The organism is Micropruina sp., assembly GCF_047602385.1.
GTDB lineage: Bacteria > Actinomycetota > Actinomycetes > Propionibacteriales > Propionibacteriaceae > Micropruina.
In genome coordinates this window covers 15,121-41,493 of sequence record NZ_JASGHL010000001.1, presented here as the reverse complement: position 1 = coordinate 41,493, position 26,373 = coordinate 15,121, and the positions used below count along the sequence as shown (strand labels likewise).

Sequence of the window (26,373 nt, the reverse complement as noted above, 5' to 3'; positions counted from 1 at the left end):
TCGCGTCAGCCCTACTCGGCCGGCGAAGCGTGTCAGTCCTCCAGCGGGGCCGCGTCCACCACGCCACGGCGGACTCGGTCGACCACCTCGCGGCAGGTGCTGCGCAGCGGGCCCGGTCCAGCGGCCTGCGCGATCTGGCCGGCGAAGTCGACGACCTGCCGGGCCCAGCGGACGAAGTCGCCAGCGGTCAGACCGGATTCGTCCAGGACGTCGCCCAGCGGCCGCCCGGACGCCCAGCCGTGGATCGACTCGGCGAAGCCGATGTCGGGTTCGGGGCCGCGCTCCAGTCGGTGGTCGCGCTCGGTGAGACCGACCTCGCGCCAGACCCGACGCACCTCCTGCTGGGCTGACTCGGAGGTCCGGTCGGGCATCCGGGGCGGACGCCGCCGGTCGCCGCCGCGGGCCTCGAAGACCAGCGACGACAGCACCGCCGCCAGTTGCGGCGCGGACAATGCGTCGAACACGCCCGCGCGGATGCATTCGGCGCTGACCAGGTCGAGTTCGGCGTAGATCCGGGCCAGGGTGCGGCCGGCGTCGGTCACCTCGGCGCCGCCTTCGGTCAGGTAGCCGAGCGATTCCAGCACCGAGCAGATCCGGTCGAACCGGACGGCGATGGTGTTGGTCCGGCGGTCGGCCTGGCGTTGCAGGCCGGCGCTCTCGCGTTCCAGCCGCAGTGCCTGCTCAGCCCAGCGGGCGTGGTTCTCCCGGTCCGGGCAGCCGTGGCAGGGGTGCGCCTTCACCCTCGCGCGCAGGTCGGCGATGCGAGCGGCCACGTCTTCGTCCATGGCGGCCGGTGAGTAGCGCGGCTGGCTGAGGTCGATCTCGGCCAGCTTGGAGCGGAACGCGGCCGACAGGTTGCGCCGGGATGCCGGCTGCCGCGGGTCGAAGTGCTTCGGCACCCGCATCCGTCCGGCCACCAGCGGCGGGGTCGGGAAATCGACCAGCGACAGTCTCTTCAACTGGCGCTGCTCGGTCATCACCATCGGACTCGGGTCGCCCTTGGCCAGCCCGGGATCGACCACCACCGCCCAGCCGGTGTGCTGTCCGGACGGCACCCGGAGGATGTCGCCGGGGCGCAACTCGAGCAGCACGCTGAGCGACTCGGCGCGCCGGTCGGCCTTGCGGCTGCGGGCCGCCTCGGCCTCCAATGTGGAGATCTCGGCACGCAGCCTCGCATACTCGGTGAAATCGCCCTTGTCGCACGCGGCCTGGGCAAGGTGGGCGGCGATCTGCTCGTTGGCCCTGGCGATCGAACGGGCCAGGCCGACCACCCCGCGGTCGGACTGGTACTGGGCGAACGACTGCTCCAGCAGCACCCGGGCGCGTTCGCGTCCGACCGATCCGACCAGGTTGACCGCCATGTTGTAGGTGGGCGCGAACGACGACCGCAGCGGATAGGTGCGTCGCGACGCCAGGCCGGCGACAGCGCGCGGATCCATCCCGGTCTGCCACAGCACCACCGCGTGGCCCTCGACGTCGATGCCGCGGCGCCCGGCGCGTCCGGTCAGCTGGGTGTACTCGCCGGGGGTGATCGGGGCGTGGGTCTCGCCGTTGTACTTGACCAGGCGTTCCAGCACGACGCTGCGGGCCGGCATGTTGATGCCCAGCGCCAGGGTCTCGGTGGCGAACACCACTTTGACCAGGCCGCGGACGAAGGCCTCCTCGACGCACTCCTTGAAGGCCGGCAGCAGCCCGGCGTGGTGGGCGGCGATGCCGTTGCGGAAGGCGGCGAGGAAGTTGCCGTAGTCGAGGGCGTCCAGGTCGGACGGCGCCAGCCCGGCGATGTGGGTGGCCGCGATCGCCTCGAGTTCGCGTCGCTCGGTGGCGTTGGTGAGCCGCAGCCCCGAATGCATCAGTTGGCCGACGGCCGCGTCGCAGCCGGCCCGGCTGAAGATGAAGAAGATGGCCGGCAGCAGGCCCTCGGCGTCCAATCGTTCGACGGTCGCGTCCCGGCGCGGCACCAGAGACGAGCGCGGTTGCCGCCTCTCGATCGCGTTGCGGGTGCGCCGGTTGCGCATCGTGCGAGAGTCGTCGCGGACGCTGCGGGACTCCTCCTTGGCCAGCCGCAGCAGTTCCGGGTTGACGTCCACCTGGCCGGCCGGCAGCGGCGTTGCGGTCGGGGCCTCGTCCGCGAACAGGTCGTAGAGACGGCGTCCGGCCATCACGTGCTGGAAGAGCGGAACCGGTCGCCGCTCGGAGACCACGATCTTCACGTCGCCGCGGACCTCGTCGAGCCAGGCCCCGAACTCCTCGGCGTTGCTCACCGTGGCACTCAGCGACACCACCTGGACGGTCTCGGCGAGCCCGATGATCACCTCTTCCCAGACCGCGCCGCGGAACCGGTCGGCCAGGTAGTGCACCTCGTCCATCACCACGAAGCCCAGCCGACGCAGCGTCGGCGAGTTGGCGTAGATCATGTTGCGCAGCACCTCGGTGGTCATCACCACGACCGGCGCCTCACCGTTGATCGTCACGTCCCCGGTGAGCAGCCCGACGTTGGCCGCGCCGTGCCGCTCGATCAGGTCGTGGTACTTCTGGTTGCTCAACGCCTTGATCGGGGTGGTGTAGAAGCACTTGGTGCCACGTTGCAGCGCCAGGAACACCGCGAACTCTCCCACCACCGTCTTGCCGGCCCCGGTCGGCGCGGCGACCAGGACACCGGAGCCCGCCTCGACGTGCCGGCAGGCCTCCAGCTGGTAGGCGTCCAAGGGAAAGCCGTAGCCGGAGGCGAAGGCTCGCAACAAGGTCCCGGTGTCGGTGTTCATCGCCGCCAACCTACCGTGGCGCTGGGATCGACCGCCGAACCCCGGGGACGGTTCTCCCGGTCACCGGGGACGGTTCTCCCGGTCACCGGGGACGGTTCTCCCGGTCACCGGGGACGGTTCTCTTGGTCACCGGGGACGGTTCTCCTGGTCACCAGGGACGGTTCTCTTGGTCACTTCCGGACCGAAAGAACCGTCCCCGGAGGTGCGGAATTCGAACCGAAAGAACCGTCCCTGGTCATCCGAGGACGTGCAGGGCGTCGGGTACCGCTGCCACCCGCAACGGGACGTCGCCCAACTCCTCACCGTCGCCGCTACCGATCAGCCCGTCGCCGTCCAGCACCACCTCGGACGCCCGGAACCGCTCGATCGCGGGGTGCGTGACGAAGCCGCCGGTGTACAGAGTGGGCAGCAGGCGCAGCAACGTTCGCCGCGGAATCGGTCCGATCACGGTGACGTCGAGCAGCCCATCGTGGACGTCGGCGCCGGGTGCGGCACGCATGCCGCCGCCGAAGAACTCGGCGTTCGCCACGAAGACCGCCATCGCGTCCAACTCGCGGGGGACGCCGTCGACGATCAGCCGATAGCGCAGCGGGGTGAAGGTGCGCAGCTCGGCGAGGGCGCACAGGGCGTAGGAGATCGGGCCGAACGAGAACGGCAGGGCAGCCGTCCGCAGCGCCACCCGGGAGTCGAACCCGGTGGACACCACGCAACCCACCCAGCGTTCACCGGCGTCCGGCTTGGTCACTCTGGCCAGGTCGACGGACCGGACGCCGCCGCTCGCGATCGCCGGGACGGCGTCCCGCAGCCGCAGCGGCAACCCCAGTCCGCGGCACAGGTCGTTGCCGGTACCGGCCGGCAGCACCCCGAGCGGTACCTCCGTGCCGGCGCAGGCGTTGAGTCCGAGATGCGCCATGCCGTCGCCGCCCATCACCAGCAGCGCGTCCGCCCGCGCCACCGCCTCCCGGCAGGCCTCCTCGGCGTGGCCGACATCCTCGGCCTCGACCACCCGCACCTGCGTGGCCGGCAGCGCGGAGCGGACGGCGTCCGCGATCCTCGGCAACACGCGTCCGGCGCGCCCCCGTCCGGCAGTCGGATTCACCACCAGGTCGACGCGACGCGCGCCGCTGCTCATGGAGCCGCGAGTTCCGCGGCCGCCTTGCGGGCCTTCCGCCTGTCGTTGAAGCGGCAGATCACCTCGGCGGCGATGAACAGCAGCGACATCGGGAGCGCCAGCGCGAGCATCGAGAACGGATCGGTCGACGGGGTGGCCGCGGCGCCGAAAACGAAGCAGCCGAAGATCACATAGGTGCGAGCCTTGGCCAGTTGGGCCGCCTTTACCACGCCGACCAGGTTCGCGCCAACCACCACCACCGGCATCAGGAAGCCGAGGCCGAACACCAGCATCAGTTGCAGCATCAGCTCAAGGAATTTGTCGATCTCGATCAGATTGGTGATCGGCACCGACTCGGGGGTGAACGACATCAGCACCGAGATGCCCTGGGGCAACACCAGGTAGCCGACCGTCACCCCGGCCAGGAACAGCGGCAGGGCCACGCTGAGGAAGGTCAGCGCCCAGCGCTTCTCCTTCGCCAGCAACGCCGGCACGATGTAGGCCCAGACCTGGTACAGCCAGATCGGTGAGGCCAGCACCAGGCCACCGACACCACAGATTTTCAGCGCCAGCGACAGCGGTGTGGTCACGCCGGACAGCACCATCTGGGTGCTGAGTTCGGGATTGGTCTGGCTGAGGATGTCCCGGGCGTACAGCCAAGGCTGGGCGAGGAACGTGTAGACCTGGTTGTAGAAGACCGCGATCACGATCATGCCGAGCACGATCCAGACCAGCGAGAACAGCACGCGGTAGCGCAGTTCACGAAGGTGGTCGCCGAGCGACATCACCCCGTCCGGCGGGGTCCGGGGCGGCTTGAGCCACCCGAAGCTGAGGCGTCGCGCCACTGGGGATCAGGCCGGCTGGCCCTTACCCTTCCCGTCTTCCTCAGGATCGACGATCTCGCCCTCGTGCACGGTCCCCTCGGGCTGCAGGCGCGGCGCCGGCGGGACGGCCGGGGGGGCATCCGACTTCTTCAGCGAGGAGGTCTCTTCCTTGAACTCCCGGATCGCCTTACCCGCGTTCTTGCCCGCGCTGGCGAGCCGGCTGCCGCCGAAGACGAGTAGCGCAATGATCGCGAGGATGACCCATTCCATACCGCCGGGCAGGCCGAACATGCTCTATGCGCTCCTTCGTTGTGAGTAACTCGGTGAGTCTACTCAGTGCTGGGGACTTTCACCTGTGAGACCAGGTCGGCGAGTTCCTCGGCGCGCTTGCCCAGCATCTGCAGTTCGCTGAACAGGTCGGACGCTTTGTGGGCGAGCCACACCGCGTACGACGTCATGGTGATCAGCCCGGCGAGCCCGATGCCGAGGAAGATCCAGACCCAGATCATGACCCTGAGACTAACTGATCCGGGAGGTGCCGCCGACCGGGCGCGACCGCGGTCTGTGGTGCTCTGTCCCTCGTACCGCTGAGAGTCAGTCCACGGACGTGCGTGCCGCGCGGGCCTGGCTACCCGCCCGGAGCGGTCTCGGCGTAGAGCTCGAGGGCTTCCCGCGCCGCCGCACGGGCCGACTCCGCGGCCTCCGGCGGATCGACCGAGCGGACCTCGGGTCCGAGCCGAAGCAGCAGCGCACGCAGCCATGCCGGATCGGCGACCAGCAGTTCCACCCGCCAGCCACGCCCGGACCGGGTCACCGAACGGACCGGGTAGTACTCGCTGATCCAGCGTGCGGCGTCGGTGACGGTGAGGGTGACCAGTGCTGCCTCCGGACGCACTTCGAGCCAGCCGCCGTCGAACTCGGGCGGCTCGCCGCGGTCGGCCACTCCGCCCTCAGTAGGCTCGACGGAGGTGATCCGATCCAGCCGGAACGTGCGCCAGGCACTCCGGTCCCGGCTCCAGCCCTCCAGGTAGACGTAGCCGTCGCGGACGCTCAGCCGATGCGGCTCGACCACCGGCGTCGTGGTCTCGGCCCTGGTCAGGCCGTCGTAGCTGAGTCGGACGGCGCGGCCGTCCGCGATCGCGCCGGCCAGCCGGTCCCGCACCGCACCCTCGGAGGTGGCGACCGCGAAACCGACCCGGGCACTTTCCTGAGCACCCGCCACCTTCGACAGTTTCGCCAGCGCCGAGTCCACCGCCTCGCCGGCCGGTCCGCCGGTCACTTCGCGGACGGCTCGCAGCGCCACGATCAGGCTGGTCACCTCTTCGATCGTGAACCGCATCGGACGCGCCAGGTAGTCGGCGTTGCTGAGGCTGATCCGGCCCTGCTCCGCGACGGCGTCCATGTCGATGTCGATCAGGTCTCCCGGCAATCCGCCCGGCAGCCCGACGAACCACAACACCTCGAGGTCGGCCAGCAGCCGGCGCGGGGTGACGCCGAAACGCTCGGCGGTCTCGGTCAGGTCGGCGTCCGGATGCGCCTGCAGATAGGGCACCAGGGCGAGCAACCGGGAGACCTGCTCGACCGAGGTGCTTTTCATCGGGCCACCCGCTCGAGCCGGTCGATCACCCGGCGCCTGAGCGCGGACGGCTCGAGCACCAGCACGGCGGCGCCGAGCCCGCAGACCTCGCTGACGAAGTCACGCTCCCGGGCATAGGGGACGCGCCAGGCCGCGAACCCCGGCGGCAATGGCGCGTAATGCTCGGTCCGGACGCCGCGCCGGCGCAGGTCGGGAGCGGCGTCGCCGCGGATCGCAACCACCGCGTCCGCGGCGGCCGGCGCCGGCTCGAGGCTGCGGGTCAGCTCCGCGAGGTCGACGCTCTCGGGCAGGCGGTAATCGCCGGGCTTCCCGATCGTTTGGGGTTCGCCGGAGATGCGTGCCAGCTTGAACATCCGTGGGGCTCCGCGGGTGCGGTCCAACCCGACCAGGTACCAGGAGCCGCGCCGGTAGGTGAGCACCCACGGCTCGACCTCGCGGTGCATGTCCCGGTACTCGAAAGCGACCGCGGTTCGGGTCATCGTGGCTTGCCAGAGCATTTCGAAGGCCGGTTCCTTGGCGCCGATGCTGGGACTGCTGCCGGGCACCCGCGAGGCGTCCGGGTCGATTCCGGCGGCGCGCAGCTTGGCCAGGGCGCTGACCGTGCGCTCGGCCAGCGCGGCCGTCCCCCAGACCTGGCTGGCCAGGCCGAGGGCGGTCGCCTCGGCGGCGGTGAAGTCGATCGGCGGAAGTTCGAAGTCCTGCCGGCGGATCCGGTAGCCGACCTCGTCCGGGAACAGGGTGGAGTTGCTGCCCGTCTCCACCGGGACGCCCATCGCGCGCAGATCGTCCTTGTCGCGTTCGAAGGTGCGCTCGAAGGCGGCATCGGACAGCCCGGCGTAGCCGTCCACGACCTCGCGGATGTGGTTCCGGTCCAGGAAGCGGCGGGCCATCAGCAGGCAGATCGCGAGGTTCATGATGCGCTCGGACTTACGTGGCGCCATCGGACCTCCTGCCGCTGGATGTTTCCTGCGCCGCGAGGCTACCAAGGGAAGTGCTGATCAATGCTGTTCCGAGCGAGGACGTGCTCGGTGGGATGAGCTGCGGCCCCCAGATCGTGGGGGCGTACCGGACGTACGGCGCAAGATTTGGGGGCCGCAGATCGCCCGCCGAGTGCGCCGCAGCCGGGACATGATTGATCAGCGCTTCCCAAAGGAACCCGGTCGCACGAGGGAGCACACGAAATGTCTGCACTCGTTGAGGTGCCCGTGCCTCAGCGCGCCGCGGGACGGTCGTCGAGTGCAGAGATCTCGTGTTGCGGGTCGATCGGGATGCGGAAGAATCGGGCCCATGGCCGGCCGGTTCGCACCCTCCCCCACCTCCGACCTGCATCTGGGAAATCTGCGGACGGCGCTGGTCGCCTGGCTGCTGGCCCGCAGTTCGGGCCGGCGCTTCCTGCTGCGCATCGAGGACCTGGACACCCAGCGGGTCACGGCGGCTCCGCAAGTGGCTGCCCGGCAGATCGACGACCTCCAAGCGATCGGGTTGGACTTCGACGGCGAGCCGGTGTGGCAGTCCGAGCGGCTGGCGAGCTACCCGGCGGCGGTGGGCCGGCTGGACACCTACGAGTGCTTCTGCACCCGCCGCGAGATCTCCGAGGCGGCGTCCGCCCCGCACTCCGACGGCTACCGGCCCTACCCGGGAACCTGCCGCGACCTGACCGAGCCCGAGCGATCGGAGCGGCGCCGACGCCGTCCGCCGGCGATCCGGGTGCGGGCGGACGCCGCCGTCGAGACGGTGACCGACCTGTGGGCGGGTGCGGTGACCGGCGTGGTCGACGACTTCGTGGTGGTCCGCAACGACGGCGTCGCCGCCTACAACCTGGCCGTGGTGGTCGATGACATCGCCCAAGGCGTCGACCAGGTGGTCCGCGGGGACGACCTGCTCACCAGCTCACCACGGCAGGCCTGGCTGACCCGCCGGCTCGGCGGTGCCGTGCCCGGCTACGCGCACATCCCATTGGCGGTCAACGCGGCCGGCCAGCGCCTGGCCAAGCGGGACGGCGCGGTCACCCTCACCGACCTCTGCTGCGCGGGGGTTACCGCGGCACAGGTGCTCACTCGGCTGGCGCAGTCACTCGGCCTGGCCGGCCCGGATGAGCCCGTGACGCCCGCGATCCTGCTGGAGCGGTTCGATCCGGCGCTCGTCCCACGCGCACCGTGGGTGGTCTCTGCGGAGCGATAAGCAGCCCTGATCGGCACTGCCCGCGGGTCAGCTTGTCGAAGCCCCTTGCCAGAGACAGGTTCGGGGCTCGACAAGCTCAACCGACGAAGGTCAGGCCAGGGATCACTTCAGCATCCACTGATCCGTGGTGTAGTCGGTGCGACCGTCGGCCGCGGTGAAGTCGGTGAAGGTGTAGACCCGCAGGTAGGTCACGCCGCTGAACACATAGGTCTTCACCCACACGTACTTGGTGGACCAGCTGTAGGTGTACGTCGCCCGCTGCCAGCCGTCGCTCATCGTGGTGGCCCGCTTGGTGCCCCAGTCGCAGTCGGTCGGCGAGCACTTGCCGAACGGCCGGACGGTGAAGTAGCTCTCGCCGCCGGTGCAGTTGCCGTTGGTGTCACACAACCGGACGTCACCGCAGACGAATCCGACGTTCACCCGGGTCAGCGAGCGGGTGTTCGGATCGGTGCTGTGCCAGTTGCCCACCATCGGTTGGCTGACGCACAACGCGGACGCCGGCGACGCGCTGACCACGCTGGAGCCGACCGCGCCCGCGAGCGCAATCACCAGTGCGACCAGAAGCCGGGTCAGCCGATGTGGGGTGGAGGTGGTGGTCATCGATGTTCCCCTCGATCGAGGACGCCGGGGTCAGGCGTCCAGTGCCCTCCAAGAAGGCGCGAGAGGCTACATCGATACGACCGGGACGGTACGCACTCCTACCACCGGCTCCTGGGGACGATGGGTGAGCGCTTCCGGGCGCCGAAACCACTGGTCGTTCGTTGGCCGAGCGGGTCGAGACCACGGCGCCGCTGCACGACCAGGATCGTCATGCCCGGCCGGCGAGAGAGCTACTGGGCGGCGGCGTAAAGGATGTCGACGACGTAGACGACGGTGTCACCGGCCTCAACGGGCGGGTTGTTGCTGCCCTTGGGGTAGCCGTCGGCCGCGGGCAGCACCAGCAGCACGCGCTGGCCGACTTTCTTGTCGACCAGGCCCTTCTGCCAGCCCGGGATGGTGCTGGACAGCAGGCCGCCGTCGATCGCGCCGGTCTTGTCCTCGATCACTTTGCCGGTCTTCCAGGACACCCCGAGGTAGTGCACGGCGATGACGTCCTTGGCGGTCACCTTCTGTCCGGTGCCGGTCGTCAGCGGCTGCACCACCATCTTCGCCGGCGGGTCCGCCTTCGGGATGGTGATGGCCAGCTTGCCGTCCTTGTCGGTGACCGTCGGCAGCCCGGCGGGCGGCGTGATCGCCGTGCCGGTGGGTCCGCCGAGCACTGTCTCGGTGATGTCGACGACGAAGATCAGGGTGTCGCCGACCTTGATGTCGCCCTTGCCGCCGCTGGAGTCGTAGCCGTCCGAGCCGGGCATCGCGACCAGCACCCGAGAGCCGACCTTCTTACCCTCGAGCGCCTTCTTGAAGCCGACCACCACCTGATCGAGCGGCATCATCGTCGCCGGCTTGCCGAAGTTGGTGTCGAAGACCTTGCCGGTGCGGCCGTTCACGCCCGTGTAGTGCACCCACAGGTAGGACGGGTTGACCACCGCACCCTTGCCTTCGGTCATCACCTTCACCCGGGTCTGGTCGATCGCCCAGGGCGACTTGACCGTGATCGTCGGCTTCGCACCGAACTTCGGGTTCTTCACCGTGATCGCGTCCAGGCTGTTCGACGGCTTGATGCTGGCGGTCGGGGACGCGGACGGCGAGGCCGATGGCGAAACGGATGCGGACGGCGAGGCCGACGCAGGCGAGGCCGACGGCGCCGCGGACTGCCCGCAAGCAGTGAGGATCAGCAGGGCTGAGCACCTGACGGCGGCGGCTGCGGTCTTGGTAACGGCGAATGGCACCCCCCGACTGTAGTCGACGCCACCCTCCCGCATCGGGCACTGCCCACCCGCTCTGCTCCGCGGGTCGAGCTTGCGAGACCCAGCTCGCCGGGGCGCAGCCGGTGGCTTCGACCAGCTCAGCCGACGGTGGCCGTCAGCGCGGCCAGCATCTCCTCGACCGCCTGGTCGGCCGCAGCCAGCGGATCGGGCAGGGTCAGGCTGCGGTCGCCGGCCGGACTCGCCGGATCGTGCGCGGTGAACTGGACCCAGTCCACGCTGTATCGCACACCCGCCGAACGCGCCGCGCCGATCAGCCGTCCGCGCAACGCCGCCCGGGTGTCGGACGGCGGATCGGTCAGCGCCCGCTCGACGACCTCCGGATCAGTCAACCGGGACGCCGCGCCGCGCGCCTCCAGCAGCCGGAACAGGCCGTGCGGCGTCCCATCGGCGGCGCGGGTGAGCTCGTGGAAAGCCAGGTCGACCTGAGCCAGCCGCCGATCGCTCCAGGACAGCCCGCGAGCCGCGGCGTACCGGCGCAGCAGCGCCCGCTTGGTCACCCACTCGACCTCGCCGTCCAGTTCGTCCTCGCGGCCGCTCTCGATCAGATCGAGCACCCGTTCCCACCGCGCGGCGACCGGTGAGTCGCCAGCAGCCGCCAGGTACTCGCGCTGGACGTCGAGCGCGCCGATCGTGCGACCGGACGCCAGTGTCAGCACCGCACGCGGGTCACGAGCCACCGCCCGCAGTGCGCCGCCGACATCGGCCAACACCAGCTCGGGAAGCGCGGGCCCGGTGCCAGCGACGGCCGCCTCGAAGGCGTCCAGCACCCCGAGCAGCGATCCCACCTTGAGCGCCGCGGACGGCTCGGACAGATTCGAGTCCCCCGAGATCACATGCAGCCGGCGGAACCGGGCCGGATCGGCCAGCGGCTCGTCGCGGGTGTTGATCAGCGGACGGGTCCGGGTGGTCATCGAGGACAGCTCGTCGTGCAGCACCTCGGCGCGCTGACTGATCGCGAAGCCGTCCGGGCTCCACCGGCCGGTGCCGCAGAGGATCTGCCGGGTGACCAGGAACGGCGTCAGCGCCGCGGCCAACCCGGGCAGGTCGAGCGAGCGGGCGATGCTGTAGTTCTCGTGGCAGCCGTAGGAGTTACCGTGCGCGTCCACGTTGTTCTTCAGCAGCCGGAACCGGATCGGCTCGCCGGACGCCGCGCCGTCGGCCTCGGCCTGCTGCGCCAGCCCGACCAGCAGGTCGTCGCCGGCGCGCTCGCGGACCAGCAAGTCCGCCAGGCCGGCGCACTCGGGGGTGGCGTACTCGGGATGCGATCCGACATCGAGGTACAGCCGGCCGCCGTTGGCCAGAAACACGTTCGAGCTGGCGTACTCGCGCTCCAGCGGAGCGAACAGCCGCTGGGCGGCCTCTCCCCCACTCAGCCGGACGCCGCGGCCGCCGTCCGGTTTGCGGGCGACCAGCCCGTACTCGGTCTCGACCCCGACGATCCGCGGCCGGGTCACAGCCCTGCCAGGTCCAGCAGTGCGCCGAGTTCGTCGGAGGTCAGTTCACGCAGTTCGCCGACCTTGAGCTGCCCCAGCCGGACGGGCCCGACCGCGGTCCGGCTCAGTCGCCGGACGGGGTGGCCGACCGCCTCGAACATCCGCCGGACGATCCGGTTGCGGCCCTCGTGCAGGACCACCTGGACGATGCTGCGGGTGCCGCCGCGTTGGATCAGCTTCACCGTGTCGGGACGGACCGGGCCGTCCTCGAGCTTGATGCCGCGGCTCAGCTTGCGCAGCGTGACGTTCTCGATCACACCCTCGATCTCGGCCACGTAGGTCTTGCTGATCTCGTGCGAAGGATGCGTCATCCGCTGCCCGAAGTCGCCGTCGTTGGTGATCAGCAGCAGGCCCTCGGTGGGCGTGTCCAGCCGGCCGACATGGAACAACCCCTCGTTGGCGCGGCGGCCGAGATAGTCGGAGATGGTGGTCCGGCCCTGCGGGTCGTCCATCGTCGACACCACGCCGCGCGGCTTGTGGAAGACCAGGTAGAGGTGCCGGCGCGGCGGCGGGATGCGGGCGCCGTCCACCCGGATGACGTCGCGCAGCGGATCGACCCGGACGCCCTGCTCGCCGATCACCCGTCCGTTGACCTCGACCAGGCCGTCCTCGATCAGCTGCTCGCAGTGCCGGCGCGAGCCCAGACCGGCCGCGGCCAGCACCTTCTGCAGCCTGATCCCCTCGTCGTCGCTCATCGGGTGGTCTCCTCGTCCGTTGTCTCGTTGGTTGAGCCCGCGCTGGTTGAGCTTGTCGAAACCACCTCGTCCGAGGTCTCGACAAGCTCGACCAACGGGGTCTCGGTCTCGACCAGCGAGGACGCGCGCAGTTCCGCCTCCAGGACGGCGGCGTCCGGCAGCAGCGGCGCGATCGGCGGCAGGTCGTCCAGGCTGGCCAGGCCGAGCCGCTCCAGGAAACCCCCGGTGGTGCCGAACAGCATCGCCCCGGTCTCGGCGTCCCGGTCGACCTCCTGGACCAGGTCGCGGGTGACCAGGGTGCGCAATACGCCGTCCACGTTCACTCCCCGCACCGCGGACACCCGGCCCCGCGAGATCGGCTGCAGGTAGGCGACCACCGCCAGGGTCTCCAGCGCCGCCTGGGACAGCCGGGCGTGCTGGCCCTCGATCAGCCAGGATCCGATCAGGTCGGCGTGCTCGGCTCGCGTCCAGTAGCGCCAGCCGCCCCCGACATTGCGCAGCTCGAAGCCGCGTCCGGTCTGGTCGTAGAAGTCGGCCAGGTCGTGCAGCGCCTGCTCGACCACGCCCACCGGCGCCCGGACGGCCTGCGCGAGTTCCGCGCTCGGCACCGGCTCGGTCGCCATCAGCAGCAGTGCCTCCAGCGGTCCGGCGATGGCCTGGGGGTCGCCAGGACCAGGCGCGGCGTCTTCCAAGCCGGGCAGGGGCGCCGCCTCCGGCGCCCCATCGACGGCCCGCGACGGCTCAGTCATCGGCGCTCTCCTGGGTGTGCTCGGTGTCGAACTCGGCGGAGATCTCGATGGCGTCCGCGTCGCCGGCGACCCACCGTACTCGCAGCTCGCCCAGCGGCGTGAGTTGTTCGAAGGAAACGGCGCGTTCCCGGAACAACTCCAACAGGGCCAGGAAGCGGGCGACCACGACCAGCCGCTCCCCGGCGTCCGCGGTCAGCTCGCGGAAGCTCAGCGAGCCCCGCTCGCGCAGCGCCGACACCACGATCTCGGCCTGCTCCCGGACGCTGACCTGGGCCTGGTGCAGGTGGCTGAGCGAGACCTGTTCCGCCTCCGGCGGGGTGAACGCCCGGGCCGCCAGCCAGGCCAGCTGGTCGGCGGTCGCGGTGAACGTCAGCTCAGGCAACAACGCCTTGAACTGCTCCTCCAGACCACCCGGACGGGCGAACCGCCGATCCTCGGTGGCCAGGGTGGCGGCGATCCAGCGGCTGACCTCCTTGAACGCCCGGTACTGCAGCAGCCGGGCGAAGAGCAGGTCGCGGGCCTCGAGCAGGGCCAGGTCCTCGGCGTCCTCGACCTCGCCCTGGGGCAGCAACCGGGCTGCCTTCAGGTCGAGCAGGGTGGCGGCCACCACGATGAACTGGCTGATCTGCTCCAGGTCCCAACGGCCGGGGCCCTGCTGCTCCTGACCGGCCTTCAGATAGGCGATGAACTCGTCGGTGACCACCGAGAGCGCCACCTCGGTGATGTCCAGCCGGTGCCGCGAGATCAGCTGCAGCAGCAGGTCGAAGGGCCCCTCGAAGTTGGCGAGCCGGACGGTGAAGCCGGGGATGGCGTCCGGAGTGGTCAGCGTCACGAGACGTCGAGCTGGCGGATCAGGTCGGACTCCTCGCCGTTCAGGTCGAGGCCGGCCACCGCCAACGCGACCGCGGCCCGGACGATCCGGCCGCGATCCACCGCGATGCCGTGCCGGGCCCGGAGGGTGAGCCGGGCCTGCTCGAGGGCGAGCAGTTCTTCGGCGCTGACGTACACGGTGATCTTCTCGTCGTGCTTGACCCGTCCGGAGTGCCGCCGGTCGGCCCCGTTGGCGGGTTCGGTGGCGCGGAAGAGTTCCTGGGCGCCGGGTAGTGCTACGCGCCGGGGCATCGCTGCAGCACCTCCCGCGCCAGCGTCCGGTAGGCGGCAGCACCCGGTGAGCTGCTGGCGTAAGTGGTGATCGGCTCGCCCGCGACGGTGGTCTCGGGGAATTTGATGGTGCGCCGGATGACGGTGTGAAAGACCTTGTCGCCGAACGCTTGGACGACCCGTTCGAGCACCTCGCGGGAGTGCACGGTGCGGGCGTCGTACATGGTGCCGAGAATGCCGAGGATTTCGAGTTCGGGATTGAGCCGGTCCTGCACCTTTCCGATGGTGTCGTTGAGCAGGGCGAGGCCGCGGAGCGCGAAGAACTCGCATTCCAGCGGCATGATCACCCGGTCCGCGGCGGTCAGCGCGTTGACGGTGAGCAGGCCGAGCGAGGGCGCGCAGTCGATCAGGATGATGTCGTACTCGGCGCGCACCTGGGTCAGCACCCGCTTCAGGGTCTGCTCGCGGGCCACTTCGGAGACCAGCTGCACCTCGGCCGCGGACAGGTCGATGTTGGCCGGCAGGATGTCCAGCCCCTCGACCACCGACTCGGTGATGATCTCGTGGACGTCGTAGTCGCGGGTGAGCAGCAGGTTGTAGATGCTGGTGTCGAGGGTGTGCGGGTTGATGCCCAGGCCGACCGACAACGAGCCCTGCGGGTCGAAGTCGACCAGCAGCACCCGGCGTCCGGTCTCGGCGAGCGCGGCGCCCAGATTGATGGTGGTGGTGGTCTTGCCCACCCCGCCCTTCTGGTTGCACATCGCCACGATCAACGCGCGGCGCTGGCCCTGCGCCGGCGGTGCCGGCTCGGGCAGATCGGGCCACGGTCGTCCGGTCGCACCCAGGACGGGACCGGGCTCGGGGACGGCATCCGCCGCGGCCTCGAACAGGGCCGGGGATTCAGTGCTGGTGTCGGTCACGAAGCCTCCAAGTGTCGACAAAGAGGTTAATGCCCTCCGCTCCCGCCGGCGGGCGGACGCGCCGGGCCGGCGCCGATCCCTGCCCGTCCTACCGGCGACCCGCTCGTCGCCAGACCACCGGCGCGACGCCCACCCCCCAGCTGTCCGTCCGGGACCCGCCGCCGAGATCCGCACCGGAGCCATTGACATCTCCGCGACCCGTTGATTACCGTAGGCGACACGTTAGTAACGCGCGTTACCCATCGATGCGTGTGCCGTTCGGTTCGACTCCGTCGTCGAATTCAGCTCGCCACATCGCACAGTCGGCGTTGTCCTGAATTGGGCCGCGTCGGGCACGGTCACGCTATTTCTTCGACCGTGCAGCGAATTTCAGAATCAGCCCCCCGAGTTCGACGAGAAGGGCCAGAAATGAGTGAAACGACCGGTGCGTCCAGGCGCGCCCTCCTGATCGGCGCCGGCGGCGCCACCCTCGGCGGTGCCATGCTCGGCCTGGGTGCCGAGACCGCCCAGGCGTCCCCCGGCAGCCCCGGTTCCGGTCGCGGTCGGACGCCGAGCCTGCGGCCCGAGTACCACTTCAGCGTGCCGGACAACTGGAAGAACGACCCGCAACGGCCGATCTACGTCGACGGCCGGTACCTCTACTACTACCTCTACAACGCCGACTACCTCACCGGCGGTGGCGGCACCGCGTGGCGGCTGGCGAGCACCCGCGACCACCTCTCGTTCCGCGACCGCGGGGTGGCGCTGCCCAAGAACACCAACGCCAACGGCGACCTGTGGTCGGGCAGCCTGGTCGTCGACACCCTCGGCACCGCCGGCTACGGAAAGGGCGCCATCGTGGCGCTGGTCACCCAGGCGCCGGAGGGCAAGCAGGCGCAGTTCCTGTGGTACTCCACCGACGGTGGCCGGTCGTTCCGATCGGGCGGCCTGGCACCGGTCCTGCCGAACCCGGGGACACCGGACTTCCGCGATCCCAAGGTGATCTGGGACGCGCCCCGCAAGCGCTGGCTGCTGATCAACGCCGAGGGCCACAAGCTCGGCTTCTATGCCTCGCCGAACCTCAAGTCCTGGACCTACGTCGGGGGCTTCGAGCGTAGCGACATCGGCGTTCTGGAGTGCCCGGACCTCTTCCAGATGACCGCCCAGGACGGCACCTCGCACTGGGTGCTGGGCACCAGCGCCAACGGCAAGGGCCGCGGCCTGCCCGCCACGTATGCCTACTGGGTCGGCAGCTTCGACGGCACCCGCTTCACCCCGGACGCCGCCGAGCCGCAATGGCTGGACTGGGGTTTCGACTTCTACGGCGCGGTGACCTACCCCCACCACGACCGAACCGGACGCGAGGATCCGCGCCTGCGCCGCGCCATCGGCTGGGCCAACTTCTGGGACTACCCGCACAACACCCCCACCTCGTTCACCGACGGGTACAACGGCGACGACATGATCGTCCGCGAACTGCGCCTGCGCGCGGGCTCCGACGGCTACTACCTCGCCTCCCAGCCGCCGGCGGCGTTGCGCCGCTACGTCACCAGGACGCACCGGCTCGGCGACGTCGCGCTGTCCGGGACCAGGGACCTGGCCATCGCCTCCCCCGCCTACGAGATCTCCTGCGAGCTGACCTGGGCGTCCGGCGTGAAACCGAATGCGGGCTTCGAGGTATGTCGCGCCCCGGGCGGCGGACGCCACGTCGCCGTCGGCGCCTACGTGCCCGGCCCATACGCCTACATCAACCGCCGGCCGACGATGAACCCGACCGGAGGCGAGTCTCAGACACCGTTCGACGCCGCCGCGCGGCGTCTCGAACTGCGCATCCTGGTCGACCGGACCAGTGTCGAGTTGTTCGTCGGCGACGGACGGTACGTGCATTCGCACCGGGTCTTTCCGCTGCCCCGGGATAATCGCATCCGGCTGTACGCCCATGATGGTGGAGCGACCTTCCGAGAACTCACCATCCGCGAGATCCGGGTCCGGTGAATACCGGACGGTTCCGCCGGAAAGGCTTGACCCGGCCAGGACGCCACGCTTACGCTTCGCTAACGCGCGTTACCTTCGGATCCTCAAGGTGGAGTTCCATGGCCCGTCCGAACCTCTCGACCCCCAGCCGGGCGACGATGAGCGACGTGGCGCGCGCGGCCGGAGTCAGCCGCACCACGGTGTCCTTCGTGCTCAACGGCACCGAACAGGCGGACAACGTCTCCGATGCCACCAAGGCGCGGGTGCGGCGGGCAGCCGACCAGCTCGGCTACCGTCCGGACGCCCGCGCGCGGGCATTGGCGGCCCAGAGCACCGACTGGTACGGCCTGGTCACCGAGATCGTCACCGCGCCGTTCGCGGCGCACATCATCCGGGGGGCGCAGGACGAGGCCTGGCGGCAGCGCAGGTTCCTGCTGATCGCCCCCGCGGGAGAGGGCGACCGGCACGACCGTGAGGCCTTCGAGCGGCGGGCCGTCGAGAAGCTCCTGGAACAACGGGTGGGTGGCGTGCTCTACGCGGCCACCTGGCATCGCGCGGTCGCCGTCCCGGACCTGCTGCGGGAGCTCCCCACGGTGATGGTCAACTGCTTCGACGAGAAGGGGGAGCTGCCCTGCATCATTCCCGACGAGGTGGCCGGCGGCCGGCGCGCCACCGAGCGACTCATCCAGGCCGGCCATCGGCGGATCGGCATGATCAACCTCGATCCGGCCATCCCGGCGGCCATCGGCCGGCTGCAGGGCTGGCGCGAGGCCCAGGAAGCGGCGGGCCTGAGCCATGCCGAGGAGCTGGTCGTCGACGGTTACGCCACCGCCGACGGCGGGTACGCGGCGGCCCAGCTGCTGCTGGGCCTTCCCCAGCCGCCGACGGCGATCTTCTGCGCCAATGACCGGATGGCCATGGGCGCTTACGACGCCATCAAGGAACGTGGACTGCGAATCCCGGAAAACGTCGCCGTCGTCGGATTCGACAACTATGAGGTGATCGCCGCCTATCTCAGGCCGGGGCTCACCACCGTCGCCCTTCCGTTCGAGGAGATGGGCGCCCTCGGCGTCCGGACTCTCGACGCACTCACGACGGGACAGCCGACCCCTGCTCTACGGCAGATGGTCGACTGCCCCTTGCTCGAACGCCGCTCGGTCTGACGCCAATCAAACACCGGGCAGCAATCCATAACCCTCCACCTTCAGGAATGAAGAGGAAGAGAACCATCATGTCACGTCCACAACGGTGGAAGTCTCTGCGCATGCTCGGGGTCACCCTGACCGCAGGCGCCCTCGCCCTCGCCGGGTGCAGCCAGCCCGCGTCCAACCCCAGCCCCTCGGCGCCGTCGGGAGGTGGCAAGGACTATTCCGACGCGCTGCTCACCCTGCCGCGCGAGGACATGGGCACCTTCACCCGCAACTTCAACCCGTTCTCTCCGAACGTCGCACCGATGACCCAGCAGGCCATCTACGAGCCGCTGCTCATCTTCAGCCCCACCGACGGTAAGACCACGCCCTGGCTGGCCACCGAATGGAAGGTGGGTGCGGACGGCAAGAGCGTCGAGTTCACCGTGCGGCCGGGAGTGAAATGGTCCGACGGCCAGGCTTTCACCGCCGACGACGTCGTATACACCTTCGAGCTGCAGAAGAAGCTGCTCGGCGGGTACGACTACGTCGACACGATCACCGCCCAGGGCGGCAAAGTGTTGTTCAGCTTCGCCAAGGCGTACTCGCCGGCGTTGTTCGAGCTCGGTCAGCAGGTCATCATTCCCAAGCACGTCTGGTCCGAGATCAAGGACCCGGCGAAGGCCACCAACGAGAAGCCGGTCGGCACCGGCCCGTACACCGAGATCACCCGGTTCGCCGCGCAGTCATTCGAGCTCGGCAAGAACCCCAACTACTGGCAGCCCGACAAGCAGAAGATCGCCGGCATCAAGATGCTGGCCTTCTCAGGCAACGACGGAGCCAACCTGGCAGCGGTGAACGGAGACGTCGACTGGACCGACCAGTTCATGCCGAACATCGAGAAGACCTTCGTCGGCAAGGATCCGAACCATCGGCACTACTGGTTCCCGCCCACGGGGTCGATGATCAACTGGCAGCTGAACACCACTAAGGCGCCGTTCAACGACCCGGTGGTGCGCAAGGCACTCAGCATGGCGGTCGACCGCGACCAGGTGACCAAGATCGGCATGGCGGGCTACACCGTCCCGGCCGACTGCACCGGACTGTCCGGCAGCTACGAGAAGTGGAAGAATGCGACTGTCCGGGACACCTGCGAGTGGACGAAGCTGAATGTCGAGAAGGCCAACCAGATGCTGGACCAGGCCGGCTACGCCAAGGGCGCCGACGGCAAGCGGAAGCTGAAGGACGGCAAGCCGTTCGAGTTCAAGTTCTCGGTCGGCTCGGCCTCGTCGGACTGGCTTGCGGTGGCCAACGTGATCGCCCAGAACATGGACGCGATCGGCGTCACGATGAAGGTCGACTCCCCCGACTGGGCTCAGGTGGTGGCCGGCTACGAGCAGGGTGACTTCGATTCGGGCATCGTCTGGTCGCCCAACGACCCGACGCCGTACAAGTACTTCGCGGCGATGATGAGCACCAAGACGGTGAAGCCGGTCGGCAAGAAGACCTTCGACAACTATCACCGGTTCGGCGACGCTCGGGCCGACGCGCTGCTGGAGAAGTTCGCCGCCACCAGCGACGAGGCCGCCCAGGTCGACTCGATCAACCAGCTGCAGCAGCTGTTCAACGAGGACGCCCCGGTCGTCCCGCTCTTCCCGGGACCCGAGTGGGGCGCCTACAACGACCTGCGCTTCACCGGCTGGCCGACCGAGAAGAACCCGTACGCGAGCCTCAGCGCCCGCTCCCCGAGAACCGTGATGATTCTCACCACCTTGGAGCCCAAGGGCTGACGCGCGGCAGGCCCGGTGGGGCGCCGCAACCGGCGTCCTACCGCGGTCCTGCGCGCCGTCCCGCGGCACGCCCACCACGTCGATCGGAGACTTCGCGTGCGTTTCATTCTTCGAAGGATCGGGTTCTACCTGATCGCCTTCTGGGTGTCGATCACCCTCAACTTCCTGCTCCCCCGGTTCATGCCGGGAGACCCGATCTCGCGGATGCTCTCGCGGAGCCAGGACAAGATGACCGCCGAGCAGGTGCTGCAACTGCAGAAGCTGTTCGGCATGGACGACCGGCCGATCCATCTGCAGTACCTGAGCTACATCGGCGACGTGCTGACCGGCAACATGGGGGTGTCGATCTCGCGGTTCCCGACCCCGGTGTCGGACGTGATCGCGTCCCAGATCGGCTGGACGCTGCTGCTGGGAGCCACCTCGCTGATCATCGCGGCACTGATCGGGAACCTGCTGGGCATCGTCGCCGCCTGGCGCCGCGGCAGCCTGGTCGACTCGGCGCTGCCGCCGTTCCTGATCTTCATCGGCTCGTTCCCCTACTTCTGGCTGGCGATGGGAGCGCTGTACCTGTTCGGCATCGTGCTCGGCTGGTTCCCGCTGCGGCACGCCTACGACTCCGAACTGGACGCCGGTTTCAGCTGGGCGTTCATCAGCAGCGTCGGGTATCACCTGTTCCTGCCGGCGTTGACCATCGTGCTGGTCAGCATCGGCGGCTGGATGCTCGGCATGCGCAACACGATGATCGCCACCAACGCCGAGGACTACATCACGATGGCCGAGGCCAAGGGCCTCAGGGCCCGCCGGATCATGCTCCGCTACGCGGCCCGCAACGCGATGCTGCCCTCGGTCACCTCATTCGGCATGGGCCTGGGCTTCGTGGTCGGTGGCGCCCTGCTGACCGAGACCGTGTTCGCCTATCCCGGGGTGGGCTACCAGTTGCTCACCGCCGTCCAGGGCCTCGACTACCCGCTGATGCAGGGGCTCTTCCTGATCATCACCGGCGCGGTGTTGGTGGCCAACCTGCTGGTCGACATCGTCTACGTCCGGCTCGACCCCCGCGTCCGCACTCACTGAGGGGCACCATGTCCACACCAATCACGACCGCCACCACCGAGGCCGTCAAACCGGCCCGGATGTCGCGACGTTCACGCTCCGGCCTGTTGCACGGCCTGATGACCAACCGGAAGGCGATGATCGGCGCCGTCATCCTGATCGTCTTCATCCTGCTGGCGTTGCTGGCGCCGGTGCTGTTCCCGGGCAATCCATCGCGGATCACCGCGCTGGCCTCCCAGGAGCCTTCGGCCGAGCACTGGCTGGGCACCACCGCCAAGGGCCAGGACGTGCTGGCGCTCACCGTCCACGGCACCCGGATGTCGCTGTTCGTCGGCCTGATCGCCGGGCTCATGTCGACCATCATCGGCATCCTGGTCGGCCTCACCTCGGCCTACTTCGGCCGCGCGATCGACGAATCGCTCTCGGTGGTCACCAACATCTTCCTGCTGATCCCCGGCCTGCCGCTGCTGGTCATCCTGGCCGCCTTCATGCCGCCCGGCGTCGGCACGGTGATCTTCGTGCTGATCATCACCGGCTGGGCCGGCTCGGCCCGGGTGCTGCGCAGCCAGGCGTTGTCGATCCGCTCCAAGGACTTCGTCGCGGCCTCCCAGGTGACCGGCGACCGGGCCGGCTGGATCATGTGGCGCGAGATCCTGCCCAATATGGCGTCGGTGGTGATGGGCACCCTGCTGGGCTGCATCATCGGTGCCATCGGCGCCCAGGCCGGCCTGGAGTTCCTCGGCCTCGGCGACACCTCCACCGTCTCATGGGGCACCAACCTGTACTGGGCCGGCAACGAGGGCGCGCTGCTGACCGGCAGCTGGTGGGTGTTCCTGCCGTCCGGCCTGTGCATCGCGCTGGTCGCCTTCGCGCTGAGCCTGTTCAACTACGCGGTCGACGAGGTCACCAACCCGCGGCTGCGCACCGTCAAGAAGCGGACCGCCACGGCACCGCTGGCCCGAACGGAGGACGCCCGATGAGCGATCGGCTGCTCGAGATCGACAACCTCACGGTGCAGTACCGCGGCGACGTCCGCACCACCACCGCCGTGGACCAGGTCACTTTCGGCATCGCGGCCGGCGAGATCTTCGGCCTGGCCGGCGAATCCGGCTGCGGCAAGTCGACCATCGCCAACACCATCCTGCGGCTGCTGAAGTATCCGGCCGAGGTCGCCGGTGGCAGCATCCGCTTCGACGGACGCGACGTGCTGTCGCTGAACGGCGAAGAGCTGCGGCAGTTCCGCTGGCGCGAAGTCGCGATGGTGTTCCAGTCGGCGATGAACTCGCTCAACCCGGTGATCACCATCGGCGAGCAGATGCGCGACATCTTCACCGCCCATCTGGACGTCAGCCGCGCCGAGGCAGACAAGCGTTGCGGCGAGTTGCTCGAAATGGTGCAGATCGACCGCAACCGGCTCAAGGCGTTCCCGCATCAGCTGTCCGGCGGCATGCGGCAGCGGGTGGTGATCGCCATGGCGGTCGCGCTGCGCCCCAGGATGCTGATCCTGGACGAGCCGACCACCGCCCTGGACGTCGTGGTGCAGCAGGAGATCATGGCCGAGATCAAAGCCCTGCAGGCCGAACTCGGCTTCTCGGTGCTGTTCATCACCCACGACATGTCGCTGATGGTGGAGCTCTCCCATCAGATGGCGGTGATGTACGCCGGCCGCATCGTCGAGCAGGGGCCGTCGGCGACCCTGCACCACCATCCGGCGCACGCCTACACCCGTGCCCTGATGAACGCCTTCCCGCCGATCACCGGCCCCCGGGTACCGCTGCGCGGGCTCGGCGAAGGCGTCCGGCTGACCCGGATCGCCGACCTCGAACCGGTCGGCCCCAATCACTGGGCGGCACCGGTCAGCGACGAGGACCGCGCCCGCCTGGCGCCCCAGGGCACCGGAACCGAAGGAGGAGCCCGATGACCGACACCACCACCCCGGTCCTGGAGACCCGGGACCTGGTCAAGGAATACCCGCTGGGCGGCCTCTTCGCCCGCCGGACGCTGCGGGCGCTGGGCGGCGTCAACCTCAGCCTGCGCTCGTCCGAGATCCTCGCCCTGGTCGGCGAATCCGGCTCGGGCAAGAGCACCATCGCCCGCTGCGTGACCAGGCTGGAGCAGCCCACGTCCGGCCAGATCCTGCTCGACGGCGTCGACGTGCTGACCACCGAGAAGCGGCACGCCAGCCGGGAGTACCGCGGCCGGGTCCAGATGGTCTTCCAGGATCCGTTCGGCTCGCTGAACCCCGTCCACCGGATCTCGCACTTCCTCGAGCGGGCCTTACGCAACCATCAGCCGCTGACCGGGGACGCGCTGCAGGATCGGCTCGAAGAACTGATAGCCACGGTCGACCTGGACGCCGACATGCTGGCCAGCTATCCACACGAGCTCTCCGGAGGTCAGCGGCAACGAGTGGCGATCGCCCGCGCGCTGGCGGTGGACCCCTCGGTCATCCTGGCCGACGAGCCGACCTCGATGCTGGACGTCTCGGTCCGGATCGGGGTGCTCAACCTGATGCGTTCGCTGCGTGACGACAAGGGCATCGCGATGATCTACATCACCCACGACCTGGCCAGTGCCCGCTACCTCGCCGACCGGATCGCGGTGATGTTCGCCGGCGAGATCGTCGAAGAGGGCGATTCGATGGAGATCCTGGCGAACCCGGCCCACCCCTACACCGAACTGCTGGTCTCGGCCGTGCCCGACCCGGAGCGGACCGGCAGCTACGACCCCCTCCGCCGGGCCGAGCTGCGCCGCCAGGTGCTGGCGGCGAAACGCTGTCCGTTCGACGGCGACCACGACAATCCCTGCTCGCCGAGCACACCCGTCCGGCACCGGGTCGGCGATCCGGCGTTACGCCACTTCGTCCGCTGCCATCTGTACCGACCGGAGGCGATGGCCGGCGCCAACGCGCTGACGCCGGTGGTCGAGGAAGCGGCATCGTGACCGACCTCCTCGACCGGCTGCTGGAGCCCGCGGCCACCTTGGCGGGCCGGATCGGCAGCGATCCGGCCCGACCCCGCTTCCATTTCACCGCTCCGACGGGGTGGCTCAACGACCCGAACGGGTTGTGCCAGTGGGACGGCGTCCATCACCTCTTCTATCAGTGCAATCCGAACGGCGGATTCCACCACCGGATTCACTGGGGACATGCCACCAGCCGCGACCTCGTCCATTGGACAGACCAGCCGATGGCGCTGCGACCCGGCGACGGACCAGACGCCGACGGCTGCTGGTCGGGCGTCATGGTGAACGACGACGGGACGCCGACCATCGTCTATTCCGGTGCGGTCGGCAGCAAGACCCTGCCCTGCCTCGCCACCGGGTCGGCCGATCTGACCACCTGGACGAAGTCACCCGGCAATCCGGTGATCACCGAGCCACCCGCCGCAGAGTTGGCGGGCTTCCGGGACCATTGCGTATGGCGCGAGGGCGACCGCTGGCGGATGCTGATCGGCGCCGGCAAGACCGTCTGGGGAGGCTTCATCGCCCTGTACGAGTCGCTCGACCTGACCTCGTGGAACTACCTCGGTCCACTGTTGAGCGGAACCGCGTTCGACCGGAAGCCCGACGATCCGCTGTCGCCCGGCACGATGTGGGAGTGCGCGGAGCTGTTCCGGCTCGAGGCCGATCAGGACCTGCCGCTGGACGGCAGCCGCACCGGATCGGACTTCCTGGTCTTCTCGGCCTGGCATCAGGGCACCACCAGGCATGCTCTCTATTGGTCGGGTGGCTACCGGGAGAACCAGTTCGTGCCGACCGGACTGCACCGGCTGGACCTCGGCGGGAACTACTTCTACGCGCCGCAGAGCTACCGGGACGAGACCGGTCGCCGGATCATGTTCGGCTGGCTGCAGGACGCCCGAAGTGTCGAGAAGTCCGTGGCAGCCGGCTGGGCGGGCGTGATGAGCCTGCCCCGGCTGGTCACCGAACGCGGCGACGGAACCCTGCACCTGAGCCCGGTACCCGAGGTCGCACAGCTGCGGGAGCGGCTGCTGGCCGATACATCCCGGCTGGCCGAACCCGGATCCCTGCTCGGCTTCGACCAGGTTCGCGGCGACCAGCTCGACCTGGAGCTGTCGCTCGCCCTGGAGCCAGGATCGGGGCTGGAGATCCTGCTGCCGGGTGAGCGGGTCGAGGTGGGCACCGCCGCCGCGGTCATCCGACTCGTCCGCACCGGCCGCAACCTTCTGCAGCTGCAACTCGACCGCTCGGCCGTCACCCGGACACCGGGCATCGACACCGGCCTGCGCGGTGGCGCCGTGCCCGTCGACGACGCGGGCGGGATCGAGCTGCGAATCATCGTCGACCACTCGGTGCTGGAGATCTTCGCCAACGGCGTCCCGTTGAGCGCCCGGCTGCATGTCGAGGGCGACGGCCAGCCCCTCGGCGTCCGGGCGATCGGGCAACCGTCGACGATCAGGCTGCGTGCCTGGCGGATGGCGGACGCCTGGCCGTCCGATCGACCCTGACCAGGTCGGTCGTCACGCCCAGCGGAGACGACAACTTCCCGGATTGACCTGCGGACTATACCCATGGGGGGTATATTCGGCTTCATGCGTACTATCGCTCGTTTCGTCCTTCCCGTCGCCGCCGGACTCGCCCTCGTTGGCTGTCAGGCACCCACTCCCGCGGCCACCCCCAGCGGTGGACCCTCAGCAACCGCCTCATCGACACCTTCGGCCAATGCGGCCGACGTGATGTTCGCCCAGATGATGATCCCGCACCACGAGCAGGCGGTGGTGATGAGCGAGGCGATGCTGGCCAAGAAGGGCATCTCGGCCGAGGTGACCACGCTGGCGACCCAGATCAAGAACGCCCAGCAACCTGAGATCGACCAGATGAAGAACTGGCTGAAGGCCTGGGGCGCCTCCGATCACGGCAATCACAGCGGACACACCGGCATGGACGGCATGCTGACGCCCGCCGAACTGGACGCCCTCATGACCGCTCAGGGCGCCGAGGCGGAGAAGCTGTTCCTCACCGGGATGATCAAGCACCACGAGGGTGCGGTGGCGATGGCGAAACAGGTCCGCGCGGACGGCTCCGCTCCAGCGGTTCGCACCCTCGCGGATGCGATCATCAGCAGCCAGCAGGCGGAGATCGACCAGATGAAGAAGCTACTCGCCCGCTGATCCGCCGGCCTCGA

At 69.3% G+C, this 26,373-nt stretch carries 25 protein-coding genes; 10 read left to right on the top strand and 15 right to left on the bottom strand.

The features are described 5' to 3' along the window. Positions 1–32 precede the first annotated feature (32 nt). From QM711_RS00200 to QM711_RS00170, 7 genes are all read right to left on the bottom strand, one after another. Positions 33–2,765, bottom strand: coding sequence for a DEAD/DEAH box helicase (locus QM711_RS00200; protein ID WP_415095711.1), 2,733 nt, complete (start codon positions 2,763–2,765; stop codon positions 33–35). A 235-nt stretch (positions 2,766–3,000) separates the two neighbouring features. Further along, positions 3,001–3,897, bottom strand: a complete 897-nt coding sequence (locus QM711_RS00195; protein WP_415095710.1) for a diacylglycerol/lipid kinase family protein — start codon at positions 3,895–3,897, stop codon at positions 3,001–3,003. After that, the gene (gene tatC, locus QM711_RS00190; protein WP_415095709.1) at positions 3,894–4,721 is read right to left on the bottom strand and encodes a twin-arginine translocase subunit TatC; all 828 of its coding nucleotides are present in this window, start codon (positions 4,719–4,721) and stop codon (positions 3,894–3,896) included. The genes QM711_RS00195 and tatC overlap by 4 nt, the downstream gene beginning before the upstream one ends. A gap of 6 nt (positions 4,722–4,727) precedes the next feature. Further along, positions 4,728–4,991 (bottom strand): twin-arginine translocase TatA/TatE family subunit, encoded by a 264-nt coding sequence (locus tag QM711_RS00185; protein WP_415095708.1) that lies wholly within the window; start codon positions 4,989–4,991, stop codon positions 4,728–4,730. Between the two features lie 38 nt (positions 4,992–5,029). Next, a complete protein-coding gene (locus tag QM711_RS00180; RefSeq protein WP_415095707.1) occupies positions 5,030–5,209 on the bottom strand; it encodes a hypothetical protein in 180 nt (59 codons plus the stop codon). Positions 5,210–5,328: 119 nt separating this feature from the next. Then, positions 5,329–6,297 carry a helix-turn-helix transcriptional regulator gene (locus QM711_RS00175; RefSeq protein WP_415095706.1) on the bottom strand — a complete coding sequence of 323 codons (969 nt, stop codon included), beginning with the start codon at positions 6,295–6,297 and terminating at the stop codon, positions 5,329–5,331. Further along, the gene (locus QM711_RS00170) at positions 6,294–7,238 is read right to left on the bottom strand and encodes a helix-turn-helix transcriptional regulator (protein ID WP_415095705.1); all 945 of its coding nucleotides are present in this window, start codon (positions 7,236–7,238) and stop codon (positions 6,294–6,296) included. Before QM711_RS00170 ends, QM711_RS00175 begins: the two co-directional genes overlap by 4 nt. Before the next feature lie 346 nt (positions 7,239–7,584). Here QM711_RS00170 and gluQRS point away from each other — a divergent pair, with 346 nt between their 5' ends. Beyond that, a complete protein-coding gene (gene gluQRS / locus QM711_RS00165; protein WP_415095704.1) occupies positions 7,585–8,478 on the top strand; it encodes a tRNA glutamyl-Q(34) synthetase GluQRS in 894 nt (297 codons plus the stop codon). Between the two features lie 102 nt (positions 8,479–8,580). Here gluQRS and QM711_RS00160 read toward each other — a convergent pair whose 3' ends face one another. The 8 genes from QM711_RS00160 to QM711_RS00125 form a co-directional block, all read right to left on the bottom strand. After that, entirely contained in the window at positions 8,581–9,078 is a 498-nt protein-coding gene (locus tag QM711_RS00160; RefSeq protein ID WP_415095703.1) for a hypothetical protein, read from the bottom strand. Positions 9,079–9,308: 230 nt separating this feature from the next. Further along, positions 9,309–10,307, bottom strand: a complete 999-nt coding sequence (locus QM711_RS00155; RefSeq protein ID WP_415095702.1) for an FKBP-type peptidyl-prolyl cis-trans isomerase — start codon at positions 10,305–10,307, stop codon at positions 9,309–9,311. 116 nt (positions 10,308–10,423) lie between these two features. Then, entirely contained in the window at positions 10,424–11,800 is a 1,377-nt protein-coding gene (locus tag QM711_RS00150; RefSeq protein ID WP_415095701.1) for a proteasome accessory factor PafA2 family protein, read from the bottom strand. After that, complete coding sequence (locus QM711_RS00145) at positions 11,797–12,534, bottom strand: pseudouridine synthase (RefSeq protein ID WP_415095700.1); 738 nt, start codon at positions 12,532–12,534, stop codon at positions 11,797–11,799. The genes QM711_RS00150 and QM711_RS00145 overlap by 4 nt, the downstream gene beginning before the upstream one ends. Beyond that, positions 12,531–13,283, bottom strand: coding sequence for an SMC-Scp complex subunit ScpB (scpB, locus tag QM711_RS00140; RefSeq protein ID WP_415095699.1), 753 nt, complete (start codon positions 13,281–13,283; stop codon positions 12,531–12,533). Before scpB ends, QM711_RS00145 begins: the two co-directional genes overlap by 4 nt. Continuing rightward, on the bottom strand, positions 13,276–14,115 hold the full coding sequence (locus QM711_RS00135) for a segregation and condensation protein A (protein ID WP_415095698.1): 840 nt from the start codon (positions 14,113–14,115) through the stop codon (positions 13,276–13,278). The genes scpB and QM711_RS00135 overlap by 8 nt, the downstream gene beginning before the upstream one ends. After that, a complete protein-coding gene (locus tag QM711_RS00130; RefSeq protein ID WP_415095697.1) occupies positions 14,112–14,405 on the bottom strand; it encodes a hypothetical protein in 294 nt (97 codons plus the stop codon). The genes QM711_RS00135 and QM711_RS00130 overlap by 4 nt, the downstream gene beginning before the upstream one ends. Continuing rightward, positions 14,390–15,274, bottom strand: coding sequence for a ParA family protein (locus QM711_RS00125; protein WP_415096831.1), 885 nt, complete (start codon positions 15,272–15,274; stop codon positions 14,390–14,392). The genes QM711_RS00130 and QM711_RS00125 overlap by 16 nt, the downstream gene beginning before the upstream one ends. Positions 15,275–15,712: 438 nt before the next feature. Between QM711_RS00125 and QM711_RS00120 the strand changes: the two genes are divergently transcribed. The 9 genes from QM711_RS00120 (at position 15,713) to QM711_RS00080 (ending at position 26,359) form a co-directional block, all read left to right on the top strand. Continuing rightward, positions 15,713–17,278, top strand: a complete 1,566-nt coding sequence (locus QM711_RS00120; protein WP_415095696.1) for a glycoside hydrolase family 32 protein — start codon at positions 15,713–15,715, stop codon at positions 17,276–17,278. A gap of 98 nt (positions 17,279–17,376) precedes the next feature. After that, positions 17,377–18,420 carry a LacI family DNA-binding transcriptional regulator gene (locus QM711_RS00115; protein ID WP_415095695.1) on the top strand — a complete coding sequence of 348 codons (1,044 nt, stop codon included), beginning with the start codon at positions 17,377–17,379 and terminating at the stop codon, positions 18,418–18,420. A 101-nt stretch (positions 18,421–18,521) separates the two neighbouring features. After that, positions 18,522–20,174, top strand: coding sequence for an ABC transporter substrate-binding protein (locus QM711_RS00110; protein WP_415095694.1), 1,653 nt, complete (start codon positions 18,522–18,524; stop codon positions 20,172–20,174). Between the two features lie 96 nt (positions 20,175–20,270). After that, a complete protein-coding gene (locus QM711_RS00105; protein WP_415095693.1) occupies positions 20,271–21,248 on the top strand; it encodes an ABC transporter permease in 978 nt (325 codons plus the stop codon). Positions 21,249–21,256: 8 nt separating this feature from the next. Continuing rightward, complete coding sequence (locus QM711_RS00100) at positions 21,257–22,207, top strand: ABC transporter permease (RefSeq protein ID WP_415095692.1); 951 nt, start codon at positions 21,257–21,259, stop codon at positions 22,205–22,207. Beyond that, the gene (locus QM711_RS00095) at positions 22,204–23,148 is read left to right on the top strand and encodes an ABC transporter ATP-binding protein (protein ID WP_415095691.1); all 945 of its coding nucleotides are present in this window, start codon (positions 22,204–22,206) and stop codon (positions 23,146–23,148) included. The genes QM711_RS00100 and QM711_RS00095 overlap by 4 nt, the downstream gene beginning before the upstream one ends. Further along, positions 23,145–24,170 (top strand): ATP-binding cassette domain-containing protein, encoded by a 1,026-nt coding sequence (locus tag QM711_RS00090; RefSeq protein WP_415095690.1) that lies wholly within the window; start codon positions 23,145–23,147, stop codon positions 24,168–24,170. Before QM711_RS00095 ends, QM711_RS00090 begins: the two co-directional genes overlap by 4 nt. Beyond that, the gene (locus QM711_RS00085; RefSeq protein WP_415095689.1) at positions 24,167–25,696 is read left to right on the top strand and encodes a glycoside hydrolase family 32 protein; all 1,530 of its coding nucleotides are present in this window, start codon (positions 24,167–24,169) and stop codon (positions 25,694–25,696) included. Before QM711_RS00090 ends, QM711_RS00085 begins: the two co-directional genes overlap by 4 nt. Before the next feature lie 84 nt (positions 25,697–25,780). Continuing rightward, positions 25,781–26,359, top strand: a complete 579-nt coding sequence (locus QM711_RS00080) for a DUF305 domain-containing protein (protein ID WP_415095688.1) — start codon at positions 25,781–25,783, stop codon at positions 26,357–26,359. Positions 26,360–26,373: the final 14 nt, after the last annotated feature.